Consider the following 21,937-nt stretch of genomic DNA (forward strand, 5'->3'; position numbering starts at 1 on the left):
AGTGGACGCACTGAAGGATCGATGTTCAGTGGAGTATGTATATGTTCAGCGCATTCAGTAGCATGGATTATCGTTCCATTCGGGCCAGCACGCCGGCGGAAACGGCCGTCAAGCGACTGAATGGTATCGGCGAAGTCCTGTCCAGCCTCGACATCTCGACGAGCCACACGCAGGACGACATGACCCGCGCGCTCTGGACACTCGACACCGCCGACAAGTGCATCCGCATGATCCTCAGCGAGTTCCGCACAGCCCCGGCCAAGGAGCAGGTCGTCCGCGAGGCCACGCGCCTGGCCGACCTGATCGAGCTTGCCCGTGATGAAATCTCAAACTATCGCGACCGCGGCATTGTGCTGAGCTGAACCTGCGCGTTCGGCCTCAGCGCTTGATCTTGGCCAGGATCCGGTCTGCCTCGGTACGCCAGTCGGCACTGCGGGCGAACTCTTGCGTGCCTTTCATTCCGAACAGCCCTTCATCGGCCAAATCAGCCACCCAGGCCTGACGCTCGGCTGTGCCCTGCGCCGACCACGGCGTCAGCCCCACCTCGCGCACGGTCTCGGCGACCTCACGCACCTCCTCGGCACGGCGGCGACCGTGCTCGATCACGCGCTGGAAGCAATAGGCGCCCTGCTTCTCCCAGTCGATCGCGGGAAAGGTTTCCGAAAGCGAGGCCAGCACGGCGTCCTCGACGCCATAGGCGCGCGCGGTCGTAAAACTCTCGATGACCATGGCCTCCAGGCCCTTGATCATGATGCTGCGACACATCTTCATCGCCGAGGACACGCCGAGCTTGTCGCTCGCAACCTTGGCGGCAAAGCCGATGGCGTTCAGAAGCGGCTCCAATTCTCTCGCGCCGGGGCCGCCGAGCAGCAGCGGCACCTTGATGCGATACGGCGGCACCGAGGTCATCACCGCGCCCTCGACATAGCGCCCCGCAGCGCCATCGATCAGCGCAGCGGCATGCTGCTTGGCTCCGGGCGAGGCCGAGTTGAAATCAAGGAACCATGTGCGCTGGTTGATCGCAGCGGCGCAAGCCTTTGCGACAGGCACCGCCTGGCTCGCGGTGACGGCGGAAATGATGCAGTCGGATTTCGCCGTCAGCTCGGCATGAGATACCGCCAGCGTCACACCGAATTCCGCCGCATGCTCCTTGAGCGGCGCGGCCTGCTCGCCCCCGAGCTTGATGTCGTAGGCGGCGACGTTGATGTCTTGTTGGCGCAAATCCTCGGCCAGGATACGGCCGACCTCGCCGTAGCCGACCAGCCCGATCTGCCATCGCTTCGGATCCGCCATCAATTCATTCCTCGTGTCGTCGTGTCGAACAGTTCCTCGACCGCATAGCGGCGCGGGATCAGCGCCTGCTGGAATGCGTAGTCGACGATCAGCTCCAGCGGCTTCCGGTTGGCCTCGACCCCGAACGGGACGAGATCCGGCGAGGCCGCGGGCCCCACCTGCTCTTTGTTGCGCTTGAGCAGATCATAGACGCCAGCAACCACATCAGGGCGCGATTTCGCGAGTTGTTCGGTCGCGACGACGAAATGATTGACCGGCACGACGCCGCGCCGGGCAAACCATCTGGCAGCTTCTGCAGCAGGATCGGGAAACAAAGGCTTCAGCTCGGGATGATCGGAGATTTCGCCAAGCACGGCGTCGAGCTCGCCGTCGAGCAGCATCTGCAGGATTTTCTTGTCCTTTGGGGCGCGCTCGGTGGTGCCGACATATTCGGCGACATGCGGATCCTCGAAGGTGACCCAGCGGATCCTGTCGAGATCCACGCCGTAATCGTTGGCGAGGATACCCCTGATCCAGGCGCCGGTCGTCGTCGTGAACGAACGGATGCCGACGCGTTTGCCTTCGATATCCGACGGCCCGAGCGTTCCCCGCGCAGGATTGTAGAGCGCGTAGGAATGCTGGAAGCGGCCGAGCATGGTCGCCGGCAACAGCACCAGCGGCTTGCCGTGTGCCTTCGCCATCAGATAGGTGACGATCGCCATCTCGCAGACGTCAAACGCCTGCTCACGCACCATCGGCTTGAACGCCGAGTTGGTCGGCGTGTACTCCACGAAATCGAGATCGAACAGGTCGGAGCGCAGCGCGCCGCTCTTCACTGCCTGGACGTGGGGGTGATTGCCGAGCACGGTCTTCAGCTTGAGGCGATCCATCCACCCGCTCCGCTTCTCTTCAGACATCCCCGGGATTGTCGACATAGACGAGTCCGGCCTTCGCCAACGCCTCGCGCATGCTGTACATGTCGAGACCGAGTTCGCCCGAGGCAAGCCGCGTGCGCTTGCCGCCTTCATCCGAGGTGCGCTTCTTCGCCTTCTCGGCTATTTCGGCGGCGTAACGCTTCGGCACCACAACGACGCCGTCGTCATCGGCGACGACGATGTCGCCGGGATCGACGCTAACGCCCGCGCACACCACGGGAACATTGACCGAGCCGAGCGTCGCCTTGACCGTACCCTTGGCCGATACTGCCCGCGACCACACCGGAAACTTCATCGCGTGCAGCGCTTTGACGTCCCGGCAGCCGGCGTCGATGATCAGGCCCTGCACGCCGCGCGCCTGCAGCGAGGTCGCCAGCAGTTCGCCGAACATGCCGTCGGTATTGTCGGTGGTGCAGCCGACGACGAGGATGTCGCCCTTCCTGCACTGCTCGACTGCGACATGGATCATCCAATTGTCACCGGGCTGTGCCAGCACGGTGACGGCGGGCCCCGCAACCGAAGCACCAGCCCAGACCGGCCGCACATAAGGCTTCATCAAGCCCATGCGGCCGTAAGCTTCGTGCACGGTCGAGACGCCGTAGTCCGCCATGCCGGCGGGATCGGCTCGCTCAATGTTGCGAACGACGACCGGCCTCATGCCAGCTCCTCGGCGACCGTCGGGAAAAGGCGCTGATAGGCCTCGCCATAGGTCATAGGCACGCCGGTGTTGCGGCTGCCCTGGATGCCGCGGTTGAGCGCCACGCGCTCGTAATAGCCCCAGAGATGCTTTTGCGCGGCGAGGATCTGGAACGCTTCGTACTTCTCCTTCCAGACCTCGTCGATCTTGAGGAGCAGATCGGGCTTGTAATTGCACTGCTCGGGCTGGTGCGGCTCGAACAGGAACACCGGCGGCGCGGAATATTTGTACTGCGCGCCGGGCTTGTGCCCCATCGCCTGCGCGACGATTCGGGTCTCCTGCGCGAAATGCGCCGCGTTCGGATGGTCGAAATTATAGGGGTCTTCCAGAGCGTGGGTCAGCACGAAGCTCGGATTGAGCTCGCGGTAGATATCGACCATCCGATCGAAATGCGCCTCGGTGAGCTTGAGCGGATAATCCCCGCAATCGAAGAACTCGATCTCGGCGCCAAGCAGCTTTGCCGCCCGCTCCGCCTCGTCCTTGCGGCCGGCCTTGACCGATTCCAGCGTCGCGCCCTTCTCCTTCCAGGCGAACTGGCTCTCGCCGCGCTCGCCAAAGGACATGCAGACGATCTTCATGCGATAGCCCTTCTTCGCATGCAGCGCGATGGCTCCCCCGGCGCGCCAGACGAAATCGCCGGGATGAGCAGTAACGACGAGACCTGTCTTCATGGGACGAACTCCCCTCTTTCATTCGTAGGCTTGGATCGAGCGCGTCCGCCGTCATCGTCGAACCCGAACAAGCGCGCGGGATTGTCGACCAGGATCTTCTGCTGCAACTCCGGCTCCGGCGCGAACAGAGGAATCAGATCGACGAGGTCGCCATCATTCGGCATTACCTTGACGTTCGGGTGCGGCCAGTCGGTTCCCCAGATGACGCGATCCGGCGCGGTCTCGACGATCTTTCGCGCGAACGGCACCGCGTCGGTGAAGGGCGGACCAGCGGAAGACACCCGCTCGGAACCGCAGATCTTGACCCAGCATTTCTCGTCGCGCTGCATCAGCTCGATCAGACTCCTGAACGAGAGCTGGTCGAGGCCTTCGGAGGCCTTCACTCGTCCCATATGGTCGATGGTGTAGCTCAGCGGCAGTCTTGCCAGCATGTCGGCATAATCAGGCAGGTCGATCGCGTCGAAATGCAGGTCGATGTGCCAGCCGAGCGGCGCGACCATCGCGATGACGCGGTCGAATACGCCCTTGTCGGGGACGCCGCCGAGATGGCGGACGAAATTGAAGCGGCAGCCGCGAAAACCGCCTTCATGCAGCGCGCGCAACCCGCGTTCGGTGATGGTGTCGTCGATATTGGCGACCGCACGGTAGGCCCCGTCACTCTGCGCGATCGCATCGAGCGCCACACTGTTGTCGGTGCCGTGCACGCTGGCATTGACGATGACGGCGCGCCCGACGCCGAGCCTGGCATGCAGCACCCTGAAATCTTCGAGCGGCGCATCCGGCGGCGTGTAGGATCGATCCGGCGCATAAGGGTATCTCGCACCGGGCCCGAAGATGTGGCAATGCGCGTCGCAGGATAGTTTTGGCAGCTTGAACTTCGGCGTGCGCGTGTTTGGATCGGGCGGAGGAATGGTGGGCGTGTACGTCATCGTCATCACTCGACCGCCGGGAACCGCGTCTTTCAAATCTTGCTGCCGACGACCGGCCGCCGCCGCGCCGGCGCGACATGATCGAGCGGCGGCGCCTGGAACGCGGCGACCGTGGCCTGCACCAGCTGCTCGATGGCGCTGGCGGCATCGCCGCCGTCGGCCTCGCCGCGTGACAGGCGCGAGACGCGGTCCGGCGTCACCAGCGAATAATAGAGTGCGCCGAGCAGGAAGTGACTGCGCCAGACGATGTCGGTGCGCGGAATGTGCGGCAGGCTCTCGTGGATCGCATCGACGAAGGCGTGGCTGGTGTCGTCGAACGTCTGCGCGATGATCTTTCGCGCGACCTCGTTGCCTTCCGCCGACATCACGGCCCGCAGCCGCGTGAAGCGCGCCCCACCGCCGGCGAGATCGCTGCCCGAGGTGAAGGCCGGCACCACATAGGCGCGAACGATCGCCTCGAGCCGATCCTGGAGATCGCGGACGCGTTTTGCGGCGGCAAGAAGCTCGAAGCGGCGCAGATTCATCGGACCGCAATGGCGCCGGTAGATCTCCAGTAGCAGGCCGTCCTTGGTCTTGAAATGATAGGTGACGCTGCCGGGATTGGCTCCGGCGGCCTGCGCGATATCGCGCACCGAGACGGCATTGAAGCCGTTGGTGGCAAACAGCTCCTCGGCCGCGGCGAGGATCGCCTCGCGCATGTTCGGCTTGCGGGCTGTTTCCTTGCTGGTGGGCTTGCGTACCATGTGATTTGTACTATCGTACAAGAAATCAGGTCTCGTCAACAAAAACCATGGCGGCATCCGGACGGATAAAGACCGATTAATGGATGCGTGCCCTCGAGGAGTGCTGGGAAAATGACGAGTTTGAAGAAGATGTTCGGCGGGGTGATGCTGGGCGCCAGTTTGCTGTTCGCGGGCAGCGCGACGCAGGCCGCCGACAATTATCCGAGTAAGCCTGTTCACATCCTCGTGCCCTACGCGGCCGGCGGTGCGGTCGACGTGCTCGCGCGCACGCTGAGTCAGGCGCTGGCCGAGACCTGGGGGCAGCAGCCGGTGGTCGACAATCGTCCCGGCGCCGGCGGCATCGTTGCCTCGCAGGCACTGACACAGGCGGCACCCGACGGCTACACGCTGATCCTCGTCGCCAGCGGCCATCCGCTCAATCAGTTCATCTATCCGAGCGTACCCTACGACACGTTCAAGGACTTCACCGCGATCACCGAGATCGCCTCCTCGCCGCTCGCGATCGTCGTGGCCAAGGACAGCCCTTACAAGACGCTCGGCGATCTTCTGGCTGCGGCAAAGAAGGAACCCGACAAGCTGTCTTACGGCATGTCCGGCAACGGCACCTCGGCGCATCTCGCCGGTGAGCTGCTCAAATACATGTCCGGCACCAAGATCGTCGCAATCCCCTACAAAGGCGGCGCGCCGGCGTTGACCGCCGTGATAGCAGACGAGATCCCGCTCAGCATCAATCCGCTCGCGGAAGCGATCGGCCAGCTCGAAGGCGGCCCGGTGCGCGCGCTTGCCGTGACCTCGGCCGAGCGCTCCAAGGCCCTGCCCAACGTTCCGACCGTCGCGGAGTCCGGCGTCGCCGGTTACGACGTCTCGGTCTGGTGGGGTGTGCTTGGTCCGGCCAAAATGCCGCCGGAGATCGTGGCGAAGCTCGAGACCGATCTCAAGGCGGCACTGCAGGATCCGAACCTGCTGTCGACGCTCGGCAAGATCGGCGCTGCGCCGGTCGGCTCGTCGCCCAAGGAGTTTGACGCCTACATGCACGCCGAGGCGGCCAAATGGCAGCCGGTGCTAAAGGCTGCCGACATCCGCGCGCAGTAAGGCGCTTTGATCCGCGTCACCAAGGGCTCGATCTCCGAGCGCACCCTGCCGGCAAGAACGCGCTGCCCCGCTCAACCGTCTCTCAATGAAAAAGCAGTGGTCAGGCGCGTTCGACGCGATCCCGCCGGCAGGGCTTGCGCGGCGCAAGCAGCGGGCTCTACGGCCCGCTCCACAAATGTCGACGGCGCTCGTACCTGCGAACGCTTAGCGATCGCAGCATCGTCGATGACCTGACTCCATTTGCTGCACATCAACGCGGCAACGTGGACAAAGCGTCATTTGTCTTCGGGGCTGCACCAGGCGATGCGTGGCCAAGATCGCCGGAGACCGAAGATGAACAAACCCCTGTTGTTGATGCTCCATCGCTGGATCACGCTGATCTTTGCGCTTCCCCTGTTTGCGATCATCGCCACCGGCCTGATCCTGTCGTTCGAGCCCATGCTGCAACTCAGCGGGATGGGCGGGCCGGCAATCGATCCCGCACGCGTCGTCGAGCTGGTGAAGCAATACGATCCGGACAACAAGGCGCGCGGGCTTTCGATCGATGCGGCGGGACACCGGATGACGCTGCAAGGGTCCGGCACGCCGGCGATCGACCTCGTGACCGGCACGCCTGCCGCCGCCGGCTCCGGCCTCAGCGATCTCTTGCGGTGGGCGCGCGGCACGCATGAGCGGCTGCTCGGCCAGGCGTGGCTGGTGACGAGCTCGACCATTGCCATGGTGACTCTGATGATGCTCGGCATCCTCATGGGGCTGCCGCGGCTGCGCAACACGTGTCGGGATGGCACAAGGGCATCGCCTGGTTTGCGTTGCCGCTGGTCCTGTTGAGCCCGCTGACCGGCCTGTGCATGGCGTTCGGCCTGACGTTTCAGGGCGGAGCGGCCCCGGCGGGCGGCCGTCCCGTGGCCTTGCCCGACGCGATACGCATGGTCGCGGCCTCCCACGACCTCGCGCACGTGATCTCCATCGGCACGCGCGGAGGCCGCGTCATGGCGCGTCTCTATGAGGATGGAGAGCTGCGCGCCTACGCCATCAATCCGTCGGAGGTCACGCCGCTGCCGCGCAACTGGCCCCGGCTGATCCATGAAGGAAACTGGTCGGCCTTGATCGCCTCGCCGCTCAACGTCGTGACGTCGATCGCACTGTTGGCGCTGCTGTCCACCGGCCTGCTGATCTGGGCCCGACGCAAACTGCGCAAGCGGCGTCCGCATTCCGACCGGCAATCCGGCGCGGCCATGGTCGGCGCCGCCTGATCGCGCCATCAATTGCGCGCGCTCGCCCGCGTCTTCTCCGGGCGCGCGGCGGGCCGCAGAAAATCGTCACGATCGTCTGCCGAGGGGATCAGGATCGCCCGCTCGCGCGGCAGCGCCTCCGGCATCTCGTCGCGGATGAAGGCAATCAGCTTCTCTCGCATCTCGCAGCGCAGATCCCAGGATTGCGGCGCGTTTCGCGCGCTGACCAGCGCGCGCAGCTCGATGGTGCGCGAGTCCGCGTCGATCACCTGGAGATTGACCACCGCCCCATCCCAGAGCTTGGATTGCTTCACAGCCTCCTCCAGCCAGCGCCGGAGGCGCGGGACGTCCGCGCGATAATCGACATGGAGCGCGATGACCCCGATCAGGGAGGCGGTGTCACGCGTCCAGTTCTGGAACGGCTTTTCGATGAAATAGGACAGCGGCACCACCATACGGCGCCAGTCCCAGAGCCGGATCACGACGTAAGTCGAGGCGATATCCTCGACCCAGCCCCACTCGTTCTCGATGATCACGGCGTCCTCGATTCGGATCGGCTGGGTGATCGCGATCTGCAAACCCGCGATCAAATTGCTGAGAAGCGGCCGCGCGGCAAGACCGACGATGATACCGGCCGCACCGGCGGAGGCGAACAGGCTGACGCCATATTGCCTCACCGAATCGAATGTCATCAATGCGGTGGATACCGTGATGACGACGATGATGGTGTCGGTGACGCGCTTGAACACGCGCACTTGCGTGACGTGCTTGCGCGCGACGAAATTCTCGGTGACATCGCGGAAATTCTGCAGATAGCGCGCCGCGCTCATGTCGACGATCCGGATCGAAATCCAGCCGATCAGGGCGATGAAGGCCACGACAAACAAGCGCATCATCGGCGTGCGGATCGTGTCGTCGAGTGGCGCGAGCGGCAGCACCAGTGCGACGGCCGCCAGACAAAGCGCCAACTGAGCGGGACCCGCCGTCCGCTCGATGAATACGCTCAGCAGCGGAAGGCGCGTTCCGAAGGCCCGGTTGAGCAGCCATGTCGCGATCCGGTAAACGAACAGGGCCAGCAGGATCGCCCCGGCAATCAGGCTGATGCCGATGAACCATGTCGGTATCCAGCCGAAGATCTTGTCGATATGGGCCATCAAGGCCTGCAAATCCATTGGCTGGTTCCGTCATTGCATTCGCGTAGCCCGCTCAACGCTTCCCGGCCAGCTTCGCTCCCCCGCCTCGTGCAATGCAGCATTCCGCAGATGCAACCGTGTCCGAACTGCGCTAATTTGAGGCATCATGACTCGACGTACCGGCAGCGCCGATCTCCCCTTGCACAGTGGACGAGTTCCGCCATGGCTCGCGAGCCGCATGGCTTCGCTCGGATCGATCGTCACGCAGGCGATCGTGCATTATTACGGCCGCGACGCGTTTCTCCAGCGGCTGTCGCATCCGTTCTGGTTCCAGTCATTCGGCGCCGTGATGGGGATGGACTGGCACTCCTCCGGTATCACGACGTCCGTGATCGGCGCGTTGAAGCGTGGGCTTGGCCCGCTTCAGGACGAGCTCGGGATTTACGTCTGCGGCGGGAGAGGCCAACACTCGCGCAAGACGCCGGACGAGTTGATGCAGCTCGGCGACCGCGTCGGCTTCGACGGCGCAAAGCTGACCCGCGCCAGCCGCCTCGTTGCGAAGGTCGACAGCGCCGCCGTGCAGGACGGCTTCGACCTCTATCTCCACGGCTTCTTCGTCACCGCCGACGGCAAATGGACGGTGGTGCAGCAGGGCATGAATGGCGACAAGCGGCAGGCCCGTCGCTATCACTGGCACTCGGAGGCGCTGAAGAGCTTCGTCGATGCGCCGCACAGCGCGATCGACGGTCCGCAACAGGGCGAGATCGTCAACCTCACCGACCACCGCGCCGATGGCTCGCGCAGCGCGCAGCTCGAACTGCTCTCCGGTCTCGGCCCGGATCGTATCCTCACCGAGTTCGAACAGCTGACCCGGACCGCGCCCGAGCCTGCGCAGGCCATGTTGCCGCATCTTATCATGCCCGCGCATCACGATGTCCGACCCAAGGATGTGTTCGCACGGCGCCTGCAAGGCACCCTCGCCGCAGCCGCCGAACGCGGTCCGGTCGATTTCCCGGAATTGCTGCTGACGCCGGGCGTCGGCGCGCGCACCGTGCGCTCACTGGCAATGGTTGCCGAGGTCGTGCATGGCGCTCCTTATCGCTTCAAGGATCCCGCGCGCTTCTCGCTCGCCCATGGCGGCAAGGACCGGCATCCTTATCCTGTCCCGATCAAGGTCTATGACGAGACCATTCGCGTTCTGAAGGGCGCGATCCAGAATGCCAAGCTCGGCCGCGAGGAAGAGATGCAGGCGATCAAGCGGCTCGACGACCAAGCGCGACGGCTGGAGCGTACGGCAAGCGGCCCGTCGGTCGAGACCATCATCGCCGGCGAGCGCGCCGCCTCACCCGATCTCGACGGCCGCTCCGTGTTCGGCTGGGAGCGCGATCTCGCGCCGACACAAAAGCGGACAGGCTGAACACCGGTCCACAAGTTCAGCGCGAGGAATTCCGCTCTCAGAACTCTCTAGCGCTCCGGCGAACGCTGCCCCGACTTGCGCTGCTGCGTGTATGCGTCCCAATGGCTCCAACTGCCATTGCTGAGGCTCTGCAGGTCGGTGCCGAGCGGACGGCGCGTGCGCTTGTCATGATCGGCGATGACGCGCTCGGACTGCGCGATCTTGCGCTTGAGTTCCGCGACCGTCGTCTGGGTCTGGCCGTTCCGCTTCGAGGAGGCGATTTCGCCCATTGTGAAGCGCGCGGTCTCGAGCGCCTTCAACTCGGCACGGTTCTTCTTCAACTGGACCCGGTGCCAGGCGATGTTGCTGTCGCTGTCCGCAACCATGTGGGAACTCCGCTGATTCGCTCCCACAGTGTATCGCGCGCCGAATCGGCGCCGCAACGCCCGCCAGACGGCGAAACTACGGTCTTATCGGGCAAGATTGGGGGTTAGCGCTCGGCAAAGGCCTTTTCGACCACGAATTGGGCCGGCTCGCCGTGGTTGCCCTCGATCAAGCCGCGTTCGCCCAGAAGCACGCGGGTATCCGCGACAAGGGCCGGGCTGCCGCAAATCATGACGCGGTCGTGGGCGGCCTCCAGTGCCGGCAGGCCGATATCGGCGAACAGCTTGCCGGACGTGATGAGATCGGTGATGCGGCCGCGGTTGCGGAATGGATCGCGGGTCACGGTCGGGTAATAGATCAGCTGGTTCTGGATGTATTCGCCGATCAGTTCGTCCTTCGGCAGCGTCTCCGTGATCATTTCGCCATAGGCGAGTTCCTTGACGTGGCGGCAACCGTGGAGCAGCACGACCTTCTCGAACCGCTCGTAGGTCTCGGGGTCCTTGATCACGCTCAGGAACGGCGCAAGGCCGGTGCCGGTGCCGATCAAATAGAGGTTGCGCCCCTCCTCCAGATTGTCGATCACCAGCGTGCCGGTGGCCTTGCGGCTGACGATGATCTTGTCGCCTTCCTTTAGGTGCTGGAGCCGAGAGGTCAGCGGACCGTCCGGCACCTTGATCGAGAAAAATTCCAGCGTGTCCTCGTAATTGGCGCTGGCGACGCTATAGGCCCGCAGCAGCGGCTTCTCGCCGACCTTGAGCCCGATCATGGTGAATTCGCCGTTGCGGAAGCGGAAGGTCGGGCTGCGGGTGGTCTTGAAGGAGAACAGCGTGTCGGTCCAGTGGTGGACGCTCAAAACGCTTTCCTGATTGAAATTGCTCATCTCACCTATCCGTGTCGCGTCAATGCGGTTGTCGAGGCGGGGCAGCTATGCGTCGTTTGTATACGATCATTCGTATACTAATGAATAATCCCGCTTGCTCCTGGGGTCAAGGCTGCCCAAGATCGGGAGCGTTGCAGTTCAGGACAAGGACCCCTTCCATGGCGCATGACGCACCCCAGGCCACCGGACCGTCGAAACTCGTGATCCGGAACATCGGCCTGATCCTCTCCGGCGCGCTGGAAAAGCCGATCCTGGATGGCGACACAATCGTCGCCGAGAACGGCAAGATCACCGCGATCGGCCGTTTCAAGGACCTCGACATCGACGGCGCGACCACCATCGTCGACGCCCAGGGCACCACGGTGGCGCCGGGCCTGATCGACAGCCACGTCCACCCCGTCGCCGGCGACTGGACGCCGCGCCAGAACCAGATCGGCTGGATCGACAGCTATTTGCATGGCGGTGTCACCACCATGATCTCGGCCGGCGAGGTTCACATGCCCGGCCGCCCCCGCGACGTCGTCGGCCTGAAAGCCATGGCCATTTTTGCCCAGCGCGCATTCTGGAATCTGCGGCCGGGTGGTGTGAAGGTTCATGCCGGTGCGCCCGTGATCGAATGCGAGATGGTCGAGGAGGACTTCAAGGAGCTGGCCGCGGCCGGCGTGAAGCTGCTCGGCGAGGTCGGCCTCGGCGGCGTCAAGGACGGCCCGACCGCGCGCAGGATGGTCGGCTGGGCGCGCAAATACGGCATTCAGAGCACGATCCACACCGGCGGCCCCTCGATCCCCGGCTCCGGCCTGATCGACAAGGACGTGGTGCTGGAAGCCGACACCGATGTCGTCGGCCACATCAACGGCGGCCACACCGCGCTGCCTGACGACCAGATCCGCTGTATTTGCGAGGGCTGCAAGAGCGGGCTCGAACTCGTGCATAACGGCAATGAACGCTCGGCCCTGTTCACCCTACGCACGGCGCGCGAGATGGGGGATCTGCATCGCGTCATCCTCGGCACCGACGCGCCGGCCGGCTCCGGCGTGCAGCCGCTCGGCATTTTGCGCATGGTCTCGATGCTGTCCTCGCTCGGCGAGCTGCCGGCCGAGATCGCATTCTGTCTCGCCACCGGCAACACCGCGCGGATGCGCGAACTCGATTGCGGCCTCATTGAAGTGGGGCGGTCCGCCGACTTCGTCATCATGGACAAGGCGCAGCACTCGCCCGGCAAGAACATCCTGGAGAGCGTCCAGCTCGGCGACCTCCCCGGCATCGGCATGACCATCATCGACGGCATCGTGCGCACCCAGCGCAGCCGCAATACGCCGCCCGCCGGCAAGGTGCCGGAAATCGTGGCGAAGTGACGCAGCCGGTGCGGCGCACCGCTCCGCATCGCCCCTCGATGGCGTTGAACAAGTCCGCGGCCTGCTGCGTCTAACGCAGGCAGCCCTCGGTGGCGGCAGTTCATTGCTGGACCATCGAGGAGACATGAAGAACTCATCACGGATAGCCCTCGGCGTTGCCGGCGCGGTGGCAGGCTATGTCGCGACCTTCGTGCTGCTTTCTCTGGTCGATTTCGGCAACCGGGCGGATCCCATCACAGCTGGGCTTGTGGGACTTTTCGTTTACGCGCCCATCGGCGCCATCGCCGGCGCGGTGCTTGCCAACTGGCTGGTGACGCGTTCGGGTAAGGACACCAGCAATGGCAGCGTCGCGGGCAACAGCCTGAAGTCGCTCGGCGTTGTCGTCCTGCTCTGCGTCGCCGGGATCGGGATTTACATTGCCTACGCCTATGCGACGGCAACGCCCTGGCTCAACCGCAACGGTGCCAATCCCCTGCTCGTATTCGAGATCCGCTTTCCGGCCGGGTCCACGGTGCCGACATCGACCCAGGGCATCACCATCGAATTGCAGACCGACCTCAATAGGATGCCGGGCGAAGTGACCCCGGCCGCCTTCCATCGTGACGGCGACCAGCCCGTCATCGCAGGCGAGGTCGAGCTCGCGTTTCGAACCTCGCACCGGCAGCTCGCCGTGGACATCCAGGGCCAACCGAGCCGGATCTATCCGATCGATTTGAGCGCCCGGGCGCCGCATACGCCGGAGTTCGGAACATGGCGGCGGTTCGGCGATGGCAGCGAAATCCGTTACCGCGCCAAATGGCCGGGACAGACGTAAGAGACCTGATTGAGAGAGTTGGTGGGCATGCTTCCGCCTTCGCTCTGCGAGCTACGACGCACGAGCCGCTTTGCCCGCCCTACGGCACCGTCGTTACCGCAGCTTGTTCAACAGCGCCATCAGCGTCTCGCGCTCCTTGGCGTCGAGCGGTGCCAGCGTCTCGCGCGTGATGGCGAGCGCGTTCGGCGCGACCTTCTCCGAAAGCTGCTGACCGGCGCGCGTGAGGCTGACAAGGAGCCGCCGACCGTCCTCGGGATCCTGGCTGGTCTCGGTCAACCCGCGCGCGGTCAAGCGGTCGATCACGCCCTTGATGGTCGCGACGTCCATTGCCGTCAGCCGGCCAAGCTGGTTCTGCGAGCACGGCCCGGTCTCGGCGAGTTTCGACAATGCCGCCCACTGCGTCGGCGTCAGATTGGTGCCGATATCGCGGGAGAAGATCGAGCTGTGACGCTGCCAGACCTGGCGCAGGATGAAGCCGACCTGCTCATCGAGCACGTAAGGCGGCTTTCCCGGCTTGACGCTCTTCTTCGCCGTGACGCTTCTCGCCATCGTTTGCAGCCTTTTCTTTGCCGTCACAACGACAGATGCGCGTCGCGGATATCGGGACGCGCGTCGAGCTCGGCCATGGTGCCGCCGAAGCAGATGCGGCCGCGCTCGATGATGTAGGCGCGATCGGAGATCAACCGCGCGAAGTGCAGATTCTGCTCGGAGACGACGATGCTGACGCCCTCCTTCTTCATGGTCAGGATGGCGTCGACCATCTGCTCCACGATCTTCGGCGACAGGCCCTCCGAGGGCTCGTCGAGCAGCACCAGCGACGGATTTCCCATCAGCGTGCGCGCAATCGTGAGCATCTGCTGTTCACCGCCGCTCATGCGGCCGCCCGGGCGGTTCTTCATCTCCCCGAGATTGGGAAACAGCGCGAACAGCTTTTCGCGGGTCCAGTATGGCGCGTTCGGACGCCTGGGCTGCTTGCCGACTTCGAGATTCTCTTCCACCGTCAGGTCGGTGAAGATGCGCCGCTCCTCCGGCACATAGCCGAGCCCCTCACGCACGATTTCGTGCGTCGGACGCAGCGAGACATCCTTGCCCTCGAACATGATGCGGCCGGAGCGTTGCGCCACGAGCCCGACGATCGAGCGGAATGTGGTCGACTTGCCGGCGCCGTTGCGACCAAGCAGCGCAACGACCTCGCCCTCGCCAACCTCGAAGCCGATGTCGAACAGGATATGCGCCGGGCCATAATGGCTGTTGAGTCCTTCGACGGTGAGCTTCATGTTGATGCTCCCTCGCGATGGCGGGCGTCGTAGACGAGGCCCTCTCCGAGGTAGACGGCCTGCACCTGCGGATTGCCGCGCACCTCGGCCGGAGTTCCCTCGGCGATCAGCGTCCCCCGATTCAGCACGATAATGCGGTCGGCGTGCTCGAAGACCACGTCCATGTCGTGCTCGGTGAAGAGCACGCCGATCGATTTTTCGCGTGCAATTTGAGCCGTGAGCCGCATCAGGTCGACGCGTTCGCGCGGCGCCATGCCGGCGGTCGGCTCGTCCATCAGCAGCAGCTTCGGCTGGTTGGCGAGTGCCACCGCAAGTTCGAGCCGCTTGAGGTCGCCATAGGCCAGCTCACCGCAGGGACGATCCGCGTAGCCGCCCATGCCGACCAGCTCAAGCAGCCGGCCGGCCTCGCCGCGTTCGAACCTCGGCGCCGAGCCGAACAGGTTGAACAGCTGCTTGCCGTGCGAGATCAGCGCGACCTGCACGTTTTCGCGCACCGTCATGGTGGCGAAGGTCGCGGTGATCTGGAAGGTGCGTCCGACGCCCATACGCCAGATCTCGCGCGGCTTCTTCCCGGTGATCTCTTCGCCGAGCAGGCGGACCTGCCCGGTATCTGGCTGGTTCTGGCCGTTGAGCATGTCGAAGCAGGTGCTCTTTCCGGCGCCGTTAGGCCCGATCAGCGCCAGAATCTCGCCGGCGCGCAGCGAGAACGAAACGCCGCGCACGGCATGGATGCCGCCATAGGATTTGCTCAGGCCTTCGACCGCGAGAAGTGGGGTTGCAACGCTCATTCGGCGGACTCGATCGGCTTGGCAAGCAGAGATGATCCCGGCGGCGAGGACTTCCTGCGCCGTTGCGCCAGCATTTCCAGCATGCCGACGATGCCCTTGGGAAAGACGACGACGATCAGCATAATGAAGCCGCCGAGCACAAGCTTCGACAGGTCGGTCTGGCTTATCAGCCAGATGCTCAAGGCCTTGTAGACGATGGCGCCGATCACCGCGCCCGATACCGTTTCGACGCCGCCGAGCAGCACCATGACGAGCGCATCGACCGACAGCGAGATACCGAGATTGTCCGGGAAGACGCTCCCCTTCAGATAGGCGAACAGCGCACCGCCGATGCCGGCGGTCGTGCCCGCGATCACGAACGCCGTCCACTGGATGCGCTTGGCATTGATGCCGATCGCTTCGGTACGCAGCAGCGAGTCGCGCGTGGCCCGAAGCGCGTAGCCGAACGGCGAGAACACCATGGCCCGCAGCGCGATGGTCACCAGCGCTGCAATGCCGAGCGCCAGCCAATAGAAGTGCGACGGGCTGCCCGCCCATTTTTCCGGCCAGACGCCCAAAATGCCGTTGTCGCCGCCGGTGACGCTCACCCACTGGAACGCGATCGACCAGACGATCTGTGCGAAGGCGAGCGTCAGCATCGCGAAGTAGACACCGGAGAGCTGCACGGCGAAGAAGCCGAACACGGCGGCCCCCATGCAGCCCATTAGCGGCCCGAGCAGCAGGCAAAGAATCATCGGCAGCCCCGCCATCTTGGCGAGGAAGGCAACGCCGTAGGCACCGAGGCCGAAATAGGCGGCATGGCCAAACGACGCGAGCCCGCCGACCGACATCAGGAAATGCAGGCTGACGGCGAAGATCACGAAGATCGCGATCTCGGAGCCGACGGTCAGCGCGTAATTTCCGGCGAACAGCGGCAGCGTTGCCGCGATCACCAGCGCCGCAAGCGCCAGCAGCCGCTCGTTCGACGTCAGCGGTCGCCATGGATTGACGGTGAGACCGGGTGTCTTGCGCGCGGGCGCCTCCGGCTTGCCGAACAGCCCCCAGGGCCGCACGATCAGCACAACCGCCATCACCAGGAAGACCAGGATGATGGAGATCTTCGGAAAGATCAGGATGCCGAAGGCATTGAGCTCGGAGACCAGCACCGCCGCGACGAAGGCGCCGACGATGCTGCCCAGGCCGCCGATCACGACGACCACGAAGACCTCGACGATGATGCGCAAATCCATGGCGTGGTGCACGGCATCGCGCGGGATCTGTAGCGCGCCCCCGAGCGCGGCCAGGAAGACGCCGACCGCGAACACGGACGTGAACAGCCATTTCTGATTGACGCCGAGCGCTGCCACCATGTCGCGGTCCTGCGTCGCCGCGCGCACCAGCACGCCCCAGCGCGTGCGCTGGAACAGCAGCCAGAGAATGCCGAGCACGACGGGGCCGAGCACGATCAGGAACAGATCATAGCTCGGGATGTTTTGGCCGAAGAAATCGATCGCGCCTCGAAAACCCGGCGCGCGGCGTCCGACGAGATCATCGGGCCCCCAGATCAGCACCACGAGATCCTCGACCATCAGGGTCAGGCCGAAGGTCGCGAGCAGCTGGAACAGTTCGGGCGCGTGATAGATGCGGCGAAGCAGCACCATCTCGACAAGCACGCCGATCAGCGCCACGGCAATCGCGGCTAGCACCATGCTGCCCCAGAAGCCGAACGCACCCGACAGACGCTCCGTCAAGGTGAAGGCAATGTAGGCGCCGATCATGTAGAAGGCGCCATGCGCGAAATTGACGATCCGCGTCACGCCGAAGATGATCGACAGGCCCGAGGCCACCAGGAACAGCGACGCCGCGCTGGCGAGACCGGTCAGAAACTGTACGACATAAAAGGCCATCGGCGGTCCGGGTTCAGGAAGTCTCAGTACTGGGCTTCATCCTTCGAGACGGCGCTACGCGCCCCCTCAGGATGAGGTCCGGGACTCTCATGGTGAGGAGCGCGGCGACGCCGCGCGTCTCGAACCATGAAGGCCCCGGTCTCTCGTCGGATCAATCCTTCGGACGCATCTTCTCGACTTCGGCATCGCTGGGCAGATAGTCGGAGCCCTTCTTGTAGACCGAATCCACCATCACGCCCTTGCCGTCCTTCAGCGCGGTCTTGCCGACATAGGCACCGAGCGTCGACTGGTGGTCGATCTTGCGGAAGGTGATCTCACCGAACGGCGACGGCATCGAGAGCCCCTCCGCCGCGGCGATCAGCTTCTCCGGCTCGCTCGAGCCCGCCTTCGCCAGAATGGCGGCGGCCGCCTTGATGGTCTGGTAGCCGACGATCGAGCCGAGGCGCGGATAGTCGTTGTACTTGGTCTGGTAGGCCTTCAGGAACGCGTCATGCTCGGGAGTCTTGATCGAGTACCAGGGGTAACCTGTGACGATCCAGCCCTCGGGGGTCTCGTCCTTGAGCGGATCGAGATACTCGGGCTCGCCGGTCAGGAACGATACGACCTCGCGTCCTTTGAACAGACCGCGGGTGTTGCCCTCGCGCACGAGCTTGACGAGATCGGCGCCGAACGTGACGTTGAGGATCGCCTCGGGATTGGCGGCGGCAACGGCCTGCACCACCGGACCCGCGTCGATCTTGCCCTGCGGCGGCCACTGCTCGTCGACCCACTGAATATCGGGACGCTTCTCCGACATCAGCTTCTTGAACACGGCGACTGCGGATTGGCCGTACTCATAGTTCGGCGCGATGGTCGCCCAGCGTTTAGCGGGCAGCTTCGCAGCCGCCTCTACCAGCATCGCCGCCTGCATGTAGTTGGAAGGACGCAAGCGGAAGGTGTACTTGTTGCCCTTGGACCATGTGACGGCGTCCGTCAGCGGCTCGGCCGCCAGAAAGAACACCTTCTTCTGGTTGGCAAAGTCGCTGACGGCGAGGCCGATGTTCGACAGGAACGTACCCGTCAGCATCGCAACGCCCTCGCTTGACACCAGCTCATTCGCCGCGGTCTGCGCGTCCGCCGGCTTGCCGCCGTCGTCCTTGGAGATGACGACGAGCTTCTTGCCGTTGATGCCCCCGGCCGCGTTGATTTCTTCGACGGCGAGCTGCCAGCCCTTGCGATAGGGCTCGGTGAACGCCGGCAGCAGCGAATAACTGTTGATCTCGCCGATCTTGATGTCCTGCGCCAGGGCCGAATGAGCCATGCCGCCCGCCAGAAGCGCAAAGGCCGCGCCGACGAAGTAATTTCTTGCTCGCATCCCAACCTCCAGTTTTGAACTCTCTTACGTCTTCTGCGTGATCTCATCGGAGAGGCTGTGCCCGCCTCCCGCTCCGAGTTCTATCTCAAGCCGTCCTCGCCCTTCACTTCCGCAACCGTCAGCCCGCCGACGCGCGGCAGCGGACGGCCGCTGTCGGTCACGGCGACCGCGACCATGATCTCGTTGGCGCGCGGCGCGTCGTTGATCTGCACCTCCATGCCGTCGAAATGGCTGCGCACGAACGCGGCATCCTTGTGCCCGAGCGGGATGTCGAGCGTCGTGCCCGGCCCGCTCCGCTTCTTGGACGACGGGATCAGCGCCGCACCCTTGCTCAGCACTTTGCGCACCGGGGCGCCCATCTTGGGATGGAGGATCGCGGCGGCATGCTCCAGCTCACCGTTTTCGCCGACGGCGGCGGCCTTGCCGTAGCTTTGCGCCTTCGCGCCATCGATGCCGAGCGCAGCCACCGCTCGCTTCGACAAGAGCTCGCCCAGTTCCTCGCCGATCGCGATCAGCGGCGAGAGATCTTCGACATATTGTCCGGCGAAGGGGTTTTCGATGACGGCGATCGCCGCCGCACGCCGGGTCGGCGGCGAGACCCGGCGGCCCATCTCCATCTGAGTCTCTTCGACGACGGTGACGATCTTGCGAATGATCGCGCTCATGCTTCGCTTCCCCGTTCAGGCACAGACCGCGTTCTCCAGCAAAAGCGGCCGCCTTCGTTGCCGTTCAATATTTTTCGGTCCGATGACAAGCATATCACCACGAAGCTGCAGGACGGCACCCTCGATCAATCCGCGATCGAACAATTGACGTGCACATTCCGCGCCAGATTCAAGCGCTATCGCGATCTCATCCTGCGACAATACACCGACGTTGCGGGTCACAGGTCGCGCGCCGAGGTCGCTGTCGGGCTGAAGCTCGTTTGCCGGCATCCGGATGATGGCGGGATGCCCGGGCAGATCGACAGCGTTGGCGATCACCGTCGCAGCGGCATCGGCTTGCGACGCCGTCGCTGCCAGCACCGTCACGGCATCGGCGATCCCGAGCGAAAAACTGCGGCCGTGCCGTCCGCTCGTCGCGATACCGCGCACGGGATCATCGGCATCCACCCGCATCGTCCGCATCACGCCGTCGCGATCGGGGCGGTCCATCAGGCCGACTGAGAAATGTTCGGCGTGACCGAGATGAAGCGCAATGTCGCCACCATTGTTCACATAGACGCGGTCCAGCGTCGCAGCGCCGAGCATGGCGCCCAGGATCTCCTCCGCCACGCTCCCGGCCACGGCGGCCATCGGCGTGATGAAGCAATCGGCCGCAAATGGCGCGACAGCGGCGTGCATTCGACGCGCAACCACGCCCTTCAGCGAAGTGGGTGTCACGGCGGCGCTCCGCAGCTCCGGCAATTCGGCGCAGAGTTCGCCGAGCAGCCCGGTGAACCGTTGCGCCGCAGCCTCGTGAGCCGCATGCACACCGTCCGCGCGTCCCTTCGCCTCAATGACCAGATCAATCGGACCATCCTGCAAATGCAGCCGCCGGCCATCAGACAGCCATGCGATTTGCGGAAGCCTCGTCACGACCTCGGCGCCGGGATCGGGTTCTGCCACGGCAGCTGACGCACATCGTCACCAGCCTGCACTTCGGCCAGCGGCTTCACGTAATCCATGTGACCGCCGAGCGCGGCGTAGTCGGACAGCTTCATCGTGAATTCGATCGGCGCAACCAGTGCCGGCGTAGGCACATAGCCGAACGCGCCCGCCGGCATCTGCGTCACGTCGACCATGTAGGTGATGCCGCCGCCCGGCCAGACATAGACCGGCGCGCCGCCGCTGGTGACGCGCGTCAGCGCATCTTTCACCGACCGTGTCAGCCGCACCGGATTGTCGGTGACGCCTGCGCGCAGCGAACCGCCGGCTCCAGCCATGAACAGCACCGTGCACAGCGCCGGTTCGCAATTCTCCTGAATGCGCTCGACCGAGAACTTCAGATCGGCCGGCATCTCGGTTTCGACCGGCTTGAGGGCCTCGTCGAGCACGTAATAGGACGAATGCTCGCCGGTCGTGGAGACCATCAGCATCGAGAGACCCGGCTTTGCCTCCTTGGCATCGAACGGCCCGAGGATTGCGAGCGGATCGGAGATGTTGGTCCCACCCCACCCCGTGCCGGGATCGGCGACCTGGAAATAGCGGCCGGGCGTCGAGCGGCGGCCCTTCATCTTGATGCCGGTGTCGGCGATGTCGAGCAGCTTGCCGGCCTGGTGCTCGCTGAGCACGCCGGTGATGTGGTCGTCGACCACGACGACCTCGTCGACCTTGCCGTGCCATTGCTTGGCGAACATGCCGATCGTCGCCGAGCCGCAGCCGACCCGCATGCGCTCTTCTTTCATGCCGTTGACGATCGGCGGCTGGCCTGCCTGCACCACCACTGTTGCGCCGCCGTCGATGGTCAGCTCGACCGCCTTGCAATTGGCGAGATCCATCAGCGTGTCGCAGGTGACGCGGCCCTCCTTCTTGGAACCGCCCGTCAGGTGATGAACGCCGCCGAGCGACAGCATCTGCGAACCGTACTCGCTGGTGGTGACGTGACCGACCGCCTCGCCCTGCGCACGGACGGTGGCGGTCTCAGGCCCCAGATAGCGATCGGTGTCGATCTTCACCTTGACGCCGCAATAGGAGAAGATGCCCTCGGTGACCACGGTCACCATGTCGACGCCGTCGACCTCCGCAGAGACGATGAACGGCGCCGGCTTGTAGTCGGGATAGGTCGTGCCCGCACCGATCGCGGTGACGAAGGTGGAGGGTTCGTGGACGATCTTGCCGTCCCAATCTTCGGTGCGGCTGAACGGGACCAGCTTGCCGCCATGCGAGACCGTGCGTTCCAGGATCACGTGCGGATCGACTCGGACGAGCTTGCCGTCGTGGTTGGCATAGCGATCGCAGGCGCCCGCAGCGCCCGGCTTGATGTAGCACATCACCGGACAAGCATCGCAGCGGATCTTGTCGACGGCAGCGCTCGTCGTTTCCATCATCACCATGTCAGAGCCAGCGAGACCGCGGTTATCATTCGTATACGAACGATGGTGCGCGCGCCCCGGATGAC

Annotated in this window: 22 protein-coding genes and 1 pseudogene; 6 read left to right on the forward strand and 17 right to left on the reverse strand. The window is 64.4% G+C overall.

Features of this window, described 5'->3' with window-relative positions; all coding sequences use genetic code 11:
* The first annotated feature begins 41 nt into the window (after window positions 1-41).
* The gene (locus JQ580_RS08040) at window positions 42-362 is read left to right on the forward strand and encodes a hypothetical protein (protein ID WP_212279098.1); all 321 of its coding nucleotides are present in this window, start codon (window positions 42-44) and stop codon (window positions 360-362) included.
* A 16-nt stretch (window positions 363-378) separates the two neighbouring features.
* Here the strand turns inward: JQ580_RS08040 and JQ580_RS08045 are convergent, their stop codons facing one another.
* Genes JQ580_RS08045 through JQ580_RS08070 form a run of 6 tightly spaced genes read right to left on the reverse strand, consistent with a single transcriptional unit; the run spans window position 379 to window position 5,247 of the window.
* On the reverse strand, window positions 379-1,296 hold the full coding sequence (locus JQ580_RS08045; protein ID WP_212279099.1) for a DUF1932 domain-containing protein: 918 nt from the start codon (window positions 1,294-1,296) through the stop codon (window positions 379-381).
* On the reverse strand, window positions 1,293-2,162 hold the full coding sequence (locus JQ580_RS08050; protein WP_212279100.1) for a substrate-binding domain-containing protein: 870 nt from the start codon (window positions 2,160-2,162) through the stop codon (window positions 1,293-1,295). Before JQ580_RS08050 ends, JQ580_RS08045 begins: the two co-directional genes overlap by 4 nt.
* Window positions 2,163-2,181: 19 nt before the next feature.
* Entirely contained in the window at window positions 2,182-2,865 is a 684-nt protein-coding gene (locus JQ580_RS08055; protein WP_212279101.1) for a 4-carboxy-4-hydroxy-2-oxoadipate aldolase/oxaloacetate decarboxylase, read from the reverse strand.
* The gene (locus tag JQ580_RS08060; RefSeq protein ID WP_106952091.1) at window positions 2,862-3,575 is read right to left on the reverse strand and encodes a PIG-L deacetylase family protein; all 714 of its coding nucleotides are present in this window, start codon (window positions 3,573-3,575) and stop codon (window positions 2,862-2,864) included. Before JQ580_RS08060 ends, JQ580_RS08055 begins: the two co-directional genes overlap by 4 nt.
* Window positions 3,572-4,510 (reverse strand): amidohydrolase family protein, encoded by a 939-nt coding sequence (locus JQ580_RS08065; RefSeq protein ID WP_212279102.1) that lies wholly within the window; start codon window positions 4,508-4,510, stop codon window positions 3,572-3,574. The genes JQ580_RS08060 and JQ580_RS08065 overlap by 4 nt, the downstream gene beginning before the upstream one ends.
* A gap of 26 nt (window positions 4,511-4,536) precedes the next feature.
* Window positions 4,537-5,247: a TetR/AcrR family transcriptional regulator gene (locus JQ580_RS08070; RefSeq protein ID WP_212279103.1), complete on the reverse strand. Its 711-nt coding sequence runs from the start codon at window positions 5,245-5,247 to the stop codon at window positions 4,537-4,539.
* Window positions 5,248-5,358: 111 nt separating this feature from the next.
* On the opposite strand from JQ580_RS08070, the gene JQ580_RS08075 reads away from it, so the two are divergent.
* A complete protein-coding gene (locus JQ580_RS08075; protein WP_249133966.1) occupies window positions 5,359-6,339 on the forward strand; it encodes a tripartite tricarboxylate transporter substrate binding protein in 981 nt (326 codons plus the stop codon).
* 333 nt (window positions 6,340-6,672) lie between these two features.
* Window positions 6,673-7,592, forward strand: a pseudogene (locus tag JQ580_RS08080) (PepSY domain-containing protein).
* Between the two features lie 8 nt (window positions 7,593-7,600).
* On the opposite strand, the gene JQ580_RS08085 reads toward JQ580_RS08080, so the two are convergent.
* Window positions 7,601-8,743 (reverse strand): mechanosensitive ion channel family protein, encoded by a 1,143-nt coding sequence (locus JQ580_RS08085; protein WP_212279104.1) that lies wholly within the window; start codon window positions 8,741-8,743, stop codon window positions 7,601-7,603.
* 127 nt (window positions 8,744-8,870) lie between these two features.
* Between JQ580_RS08085 and JQ580_RS08090 the strand changes: the two genes are divergently transcribed.
* Window positions 8,871-10,121 carry a DUF763 domain-containing protein gene (locus JQ580_RS08090; protein WP_212279105.1) on the forward strand — a complete coding sequence of 417 codons (1,251 nt, stop codon included), beginning with the start codon at window positions 8,871-8,873 and terminating at the stop codon, window positions 10,119-10,121.
* Between the two features lie 47 nt (window positions 10,122-10,168).
* On the opposite strand, the gene JQ580_RS08095 is transcribed toward JQ580_RS08090, so the two are convergent.
* Entirely contained in the window at window positions 10,169-10,486 is a 318-nt protein-coding gene (locus tag JQ580_RS08095; protein WP_212279106.1) for a hypothetical protein, read from the reverse strand.
* A 104-nt stretch (window positions 10,487-10,590) separates the two neighbouring features.
* Window positions 10,591-11,364 (reverse strand): ferredoxin--NADP reductase, encoded by a 774-nt coding sequence (locus JQ580_RS08100; RefSeq protein ID WP_212279107.1) that lies wholly within the window; start codon window positions 11,362-11,364, stop codon window positions 10,591-10,593.
* Window positions 11,365-11,522: 158 nt separating this feature from the next.
* Between JQ580_RS08100 and JQ580_RS08105 the strand changes: the two genes are divergently transcribed.
* Both JQ580_RS08105 and JQ580_RS08110 read left to right on the forward strand, forming a co-directional pair.
* Complete coding sequence (locus JQ580_RS08105; protein ID WP_212279108.1) at window positions 11,523-12,719, forward strand: amidohydrolase family protein; 1,197 nt, start codon at window positions 11,523-11,525, stop codon at window positions 12,717-12,719.
* Between the two features lie 124 nt (window positions 12,720-12,843).
* On the forward strand, window positions 12,844-13,533 hold the full coding sequence (locus JQ580_RS08110) for a hypothetical protein (RefSeq protein ID WP_212279109.1): 690 nt from the start codon (window positions 12,844-12,846) through the stop codon (window positions 13,531-13,533).
* A 93-nt stretch (window positions 13,534-13,626) separates the two neighbouring features.
* Here JQ580_RS08110 and JQ580_RS08115 read toward each other — a convergent pair whose 3' ends face one another.
* The 8 genes from JQ580_RS08115 to JQ580_RS08150 all read right to left on the reverse strand — a co-directional run bounded on the left by JQ580_RS08115 (window position 13,627) and on the right by JQ580_RS08150 (window position 21,866).
* The gene (locus tag JQ580_RS08115; protein ID WP_212279110.1) at window positions 13,627-14,082 is read right to left on the reverse strand and encodes a MarR family winged helix-turn-helix transcriptional regulator; all 456 of its coding nucleotides are present in this window, start codon (window positions 14,080-14,082) and stop codon (window positions 13,627-13,629) included.
* Between the two features lie 23 nt (window positions 14,083-14,105).
* On the reverse strand, window positions 14,106-14,810 hold the full coding sequence (locus JQ580_RS08120; protein WP_094896470.1) for an ABC transporter ATP-binding protein: 705 nt from the start codon (window positions 14,808-14,810) through the stop codon (window positions 14,106-14,108).
* Window positions 14,807-15,598, reverse strand: coding sequence for an ABC transporter ATP-binding protein (locus tag JQ580_RS08125; RefSeq protein ID WP_212279111.1), 792 nt, complete (start codon window positions 15,596-15,598; stop codon window positions 14,807-14,809). Before JQ580_RS08125 ends, JQ580_RS08120 begins: the two co-directional genes overlap by 4 nt.
* Window positions 15,595-17,484, reverse strand: a complete 1,890-nt coding sequence (locus JQ580_RS08130) for an ABC transporter permease (protein WP_212279112.1) — start codon at window positions 17,482-17,484, stop codon at window positions 15,595-15,597. Before JQ580_RS08130 ends, JQ580_RS08125 begins: the two co-directional genes overlap by 4 nt.
* A 151-nt stretch (window positions 17,485-17,635) precedes the next feature.
* The gene (locus JQ580_RS08135) at window positions 17,636-18,838 is read right to left on the reverse strand and encodes an ABC transporter substrate-binding protein (protein WP_212279113.1); all 1,203 of its coding nucleotides are present in this window, start codon (window positions 18,836-18,838) and stop codon (window positions 17,636-17,638) included.
* An 80-nt stretch (window positions 18,839-18,918) separates the two neighbouring features.
* Complete coding sequence (locus JQ580_RS08140) at window positions 18,919-19,503, reverse strand: amino acid synthesis family protein (protein WP_212279114.1); 585 nt, start codon at window positions 19,501-19,503, stop codon at window positions 18,919-18,921.
* 15 nt (window positions 19,504-19,518) lie between these two features.
* On the reverse strand, window positions 19,519-20,415 hold the full coding sequence (locus tag JQ580_RS08145) for a UPF0280 family protein (protein ID WP_212279267.1): 897 nt from the start codon (window positions 20,413-20,415) through the stop codon (window positions 19,519-19,521).
* The gene (locus JQ580_RS08150) at window positions 20,412-21,866 is read right to left on the reverse strand and encodes a 6-hydroxynicotinate reductase (RefSeq protein WP_212279115.1); all 1,455 of its coding nucleotides are present in this window, start codon (window positions 21,864-21,866) and stop codon (window positions 20,412-20,414) included. Before JQ580_RS08150 ends, JQ580_RS08145 begins: the two co-directional genes overlap by 4 nt.
* Window positions 21,867-21,937: the final 71 nt, after the last annotated feature.

The organism is Bradyrhizobium sp. SZCCT0148 (genome assembly GCF_018129985.1).
Taxonomy (GTDB): domain Bacteria; phylum Pseudomonadota; class Alphaproteobacteria; order Rhizobiales; family Xanthobacteraceae; genus Bradyrhizobium; species Bradyrhizobium japonicum_H.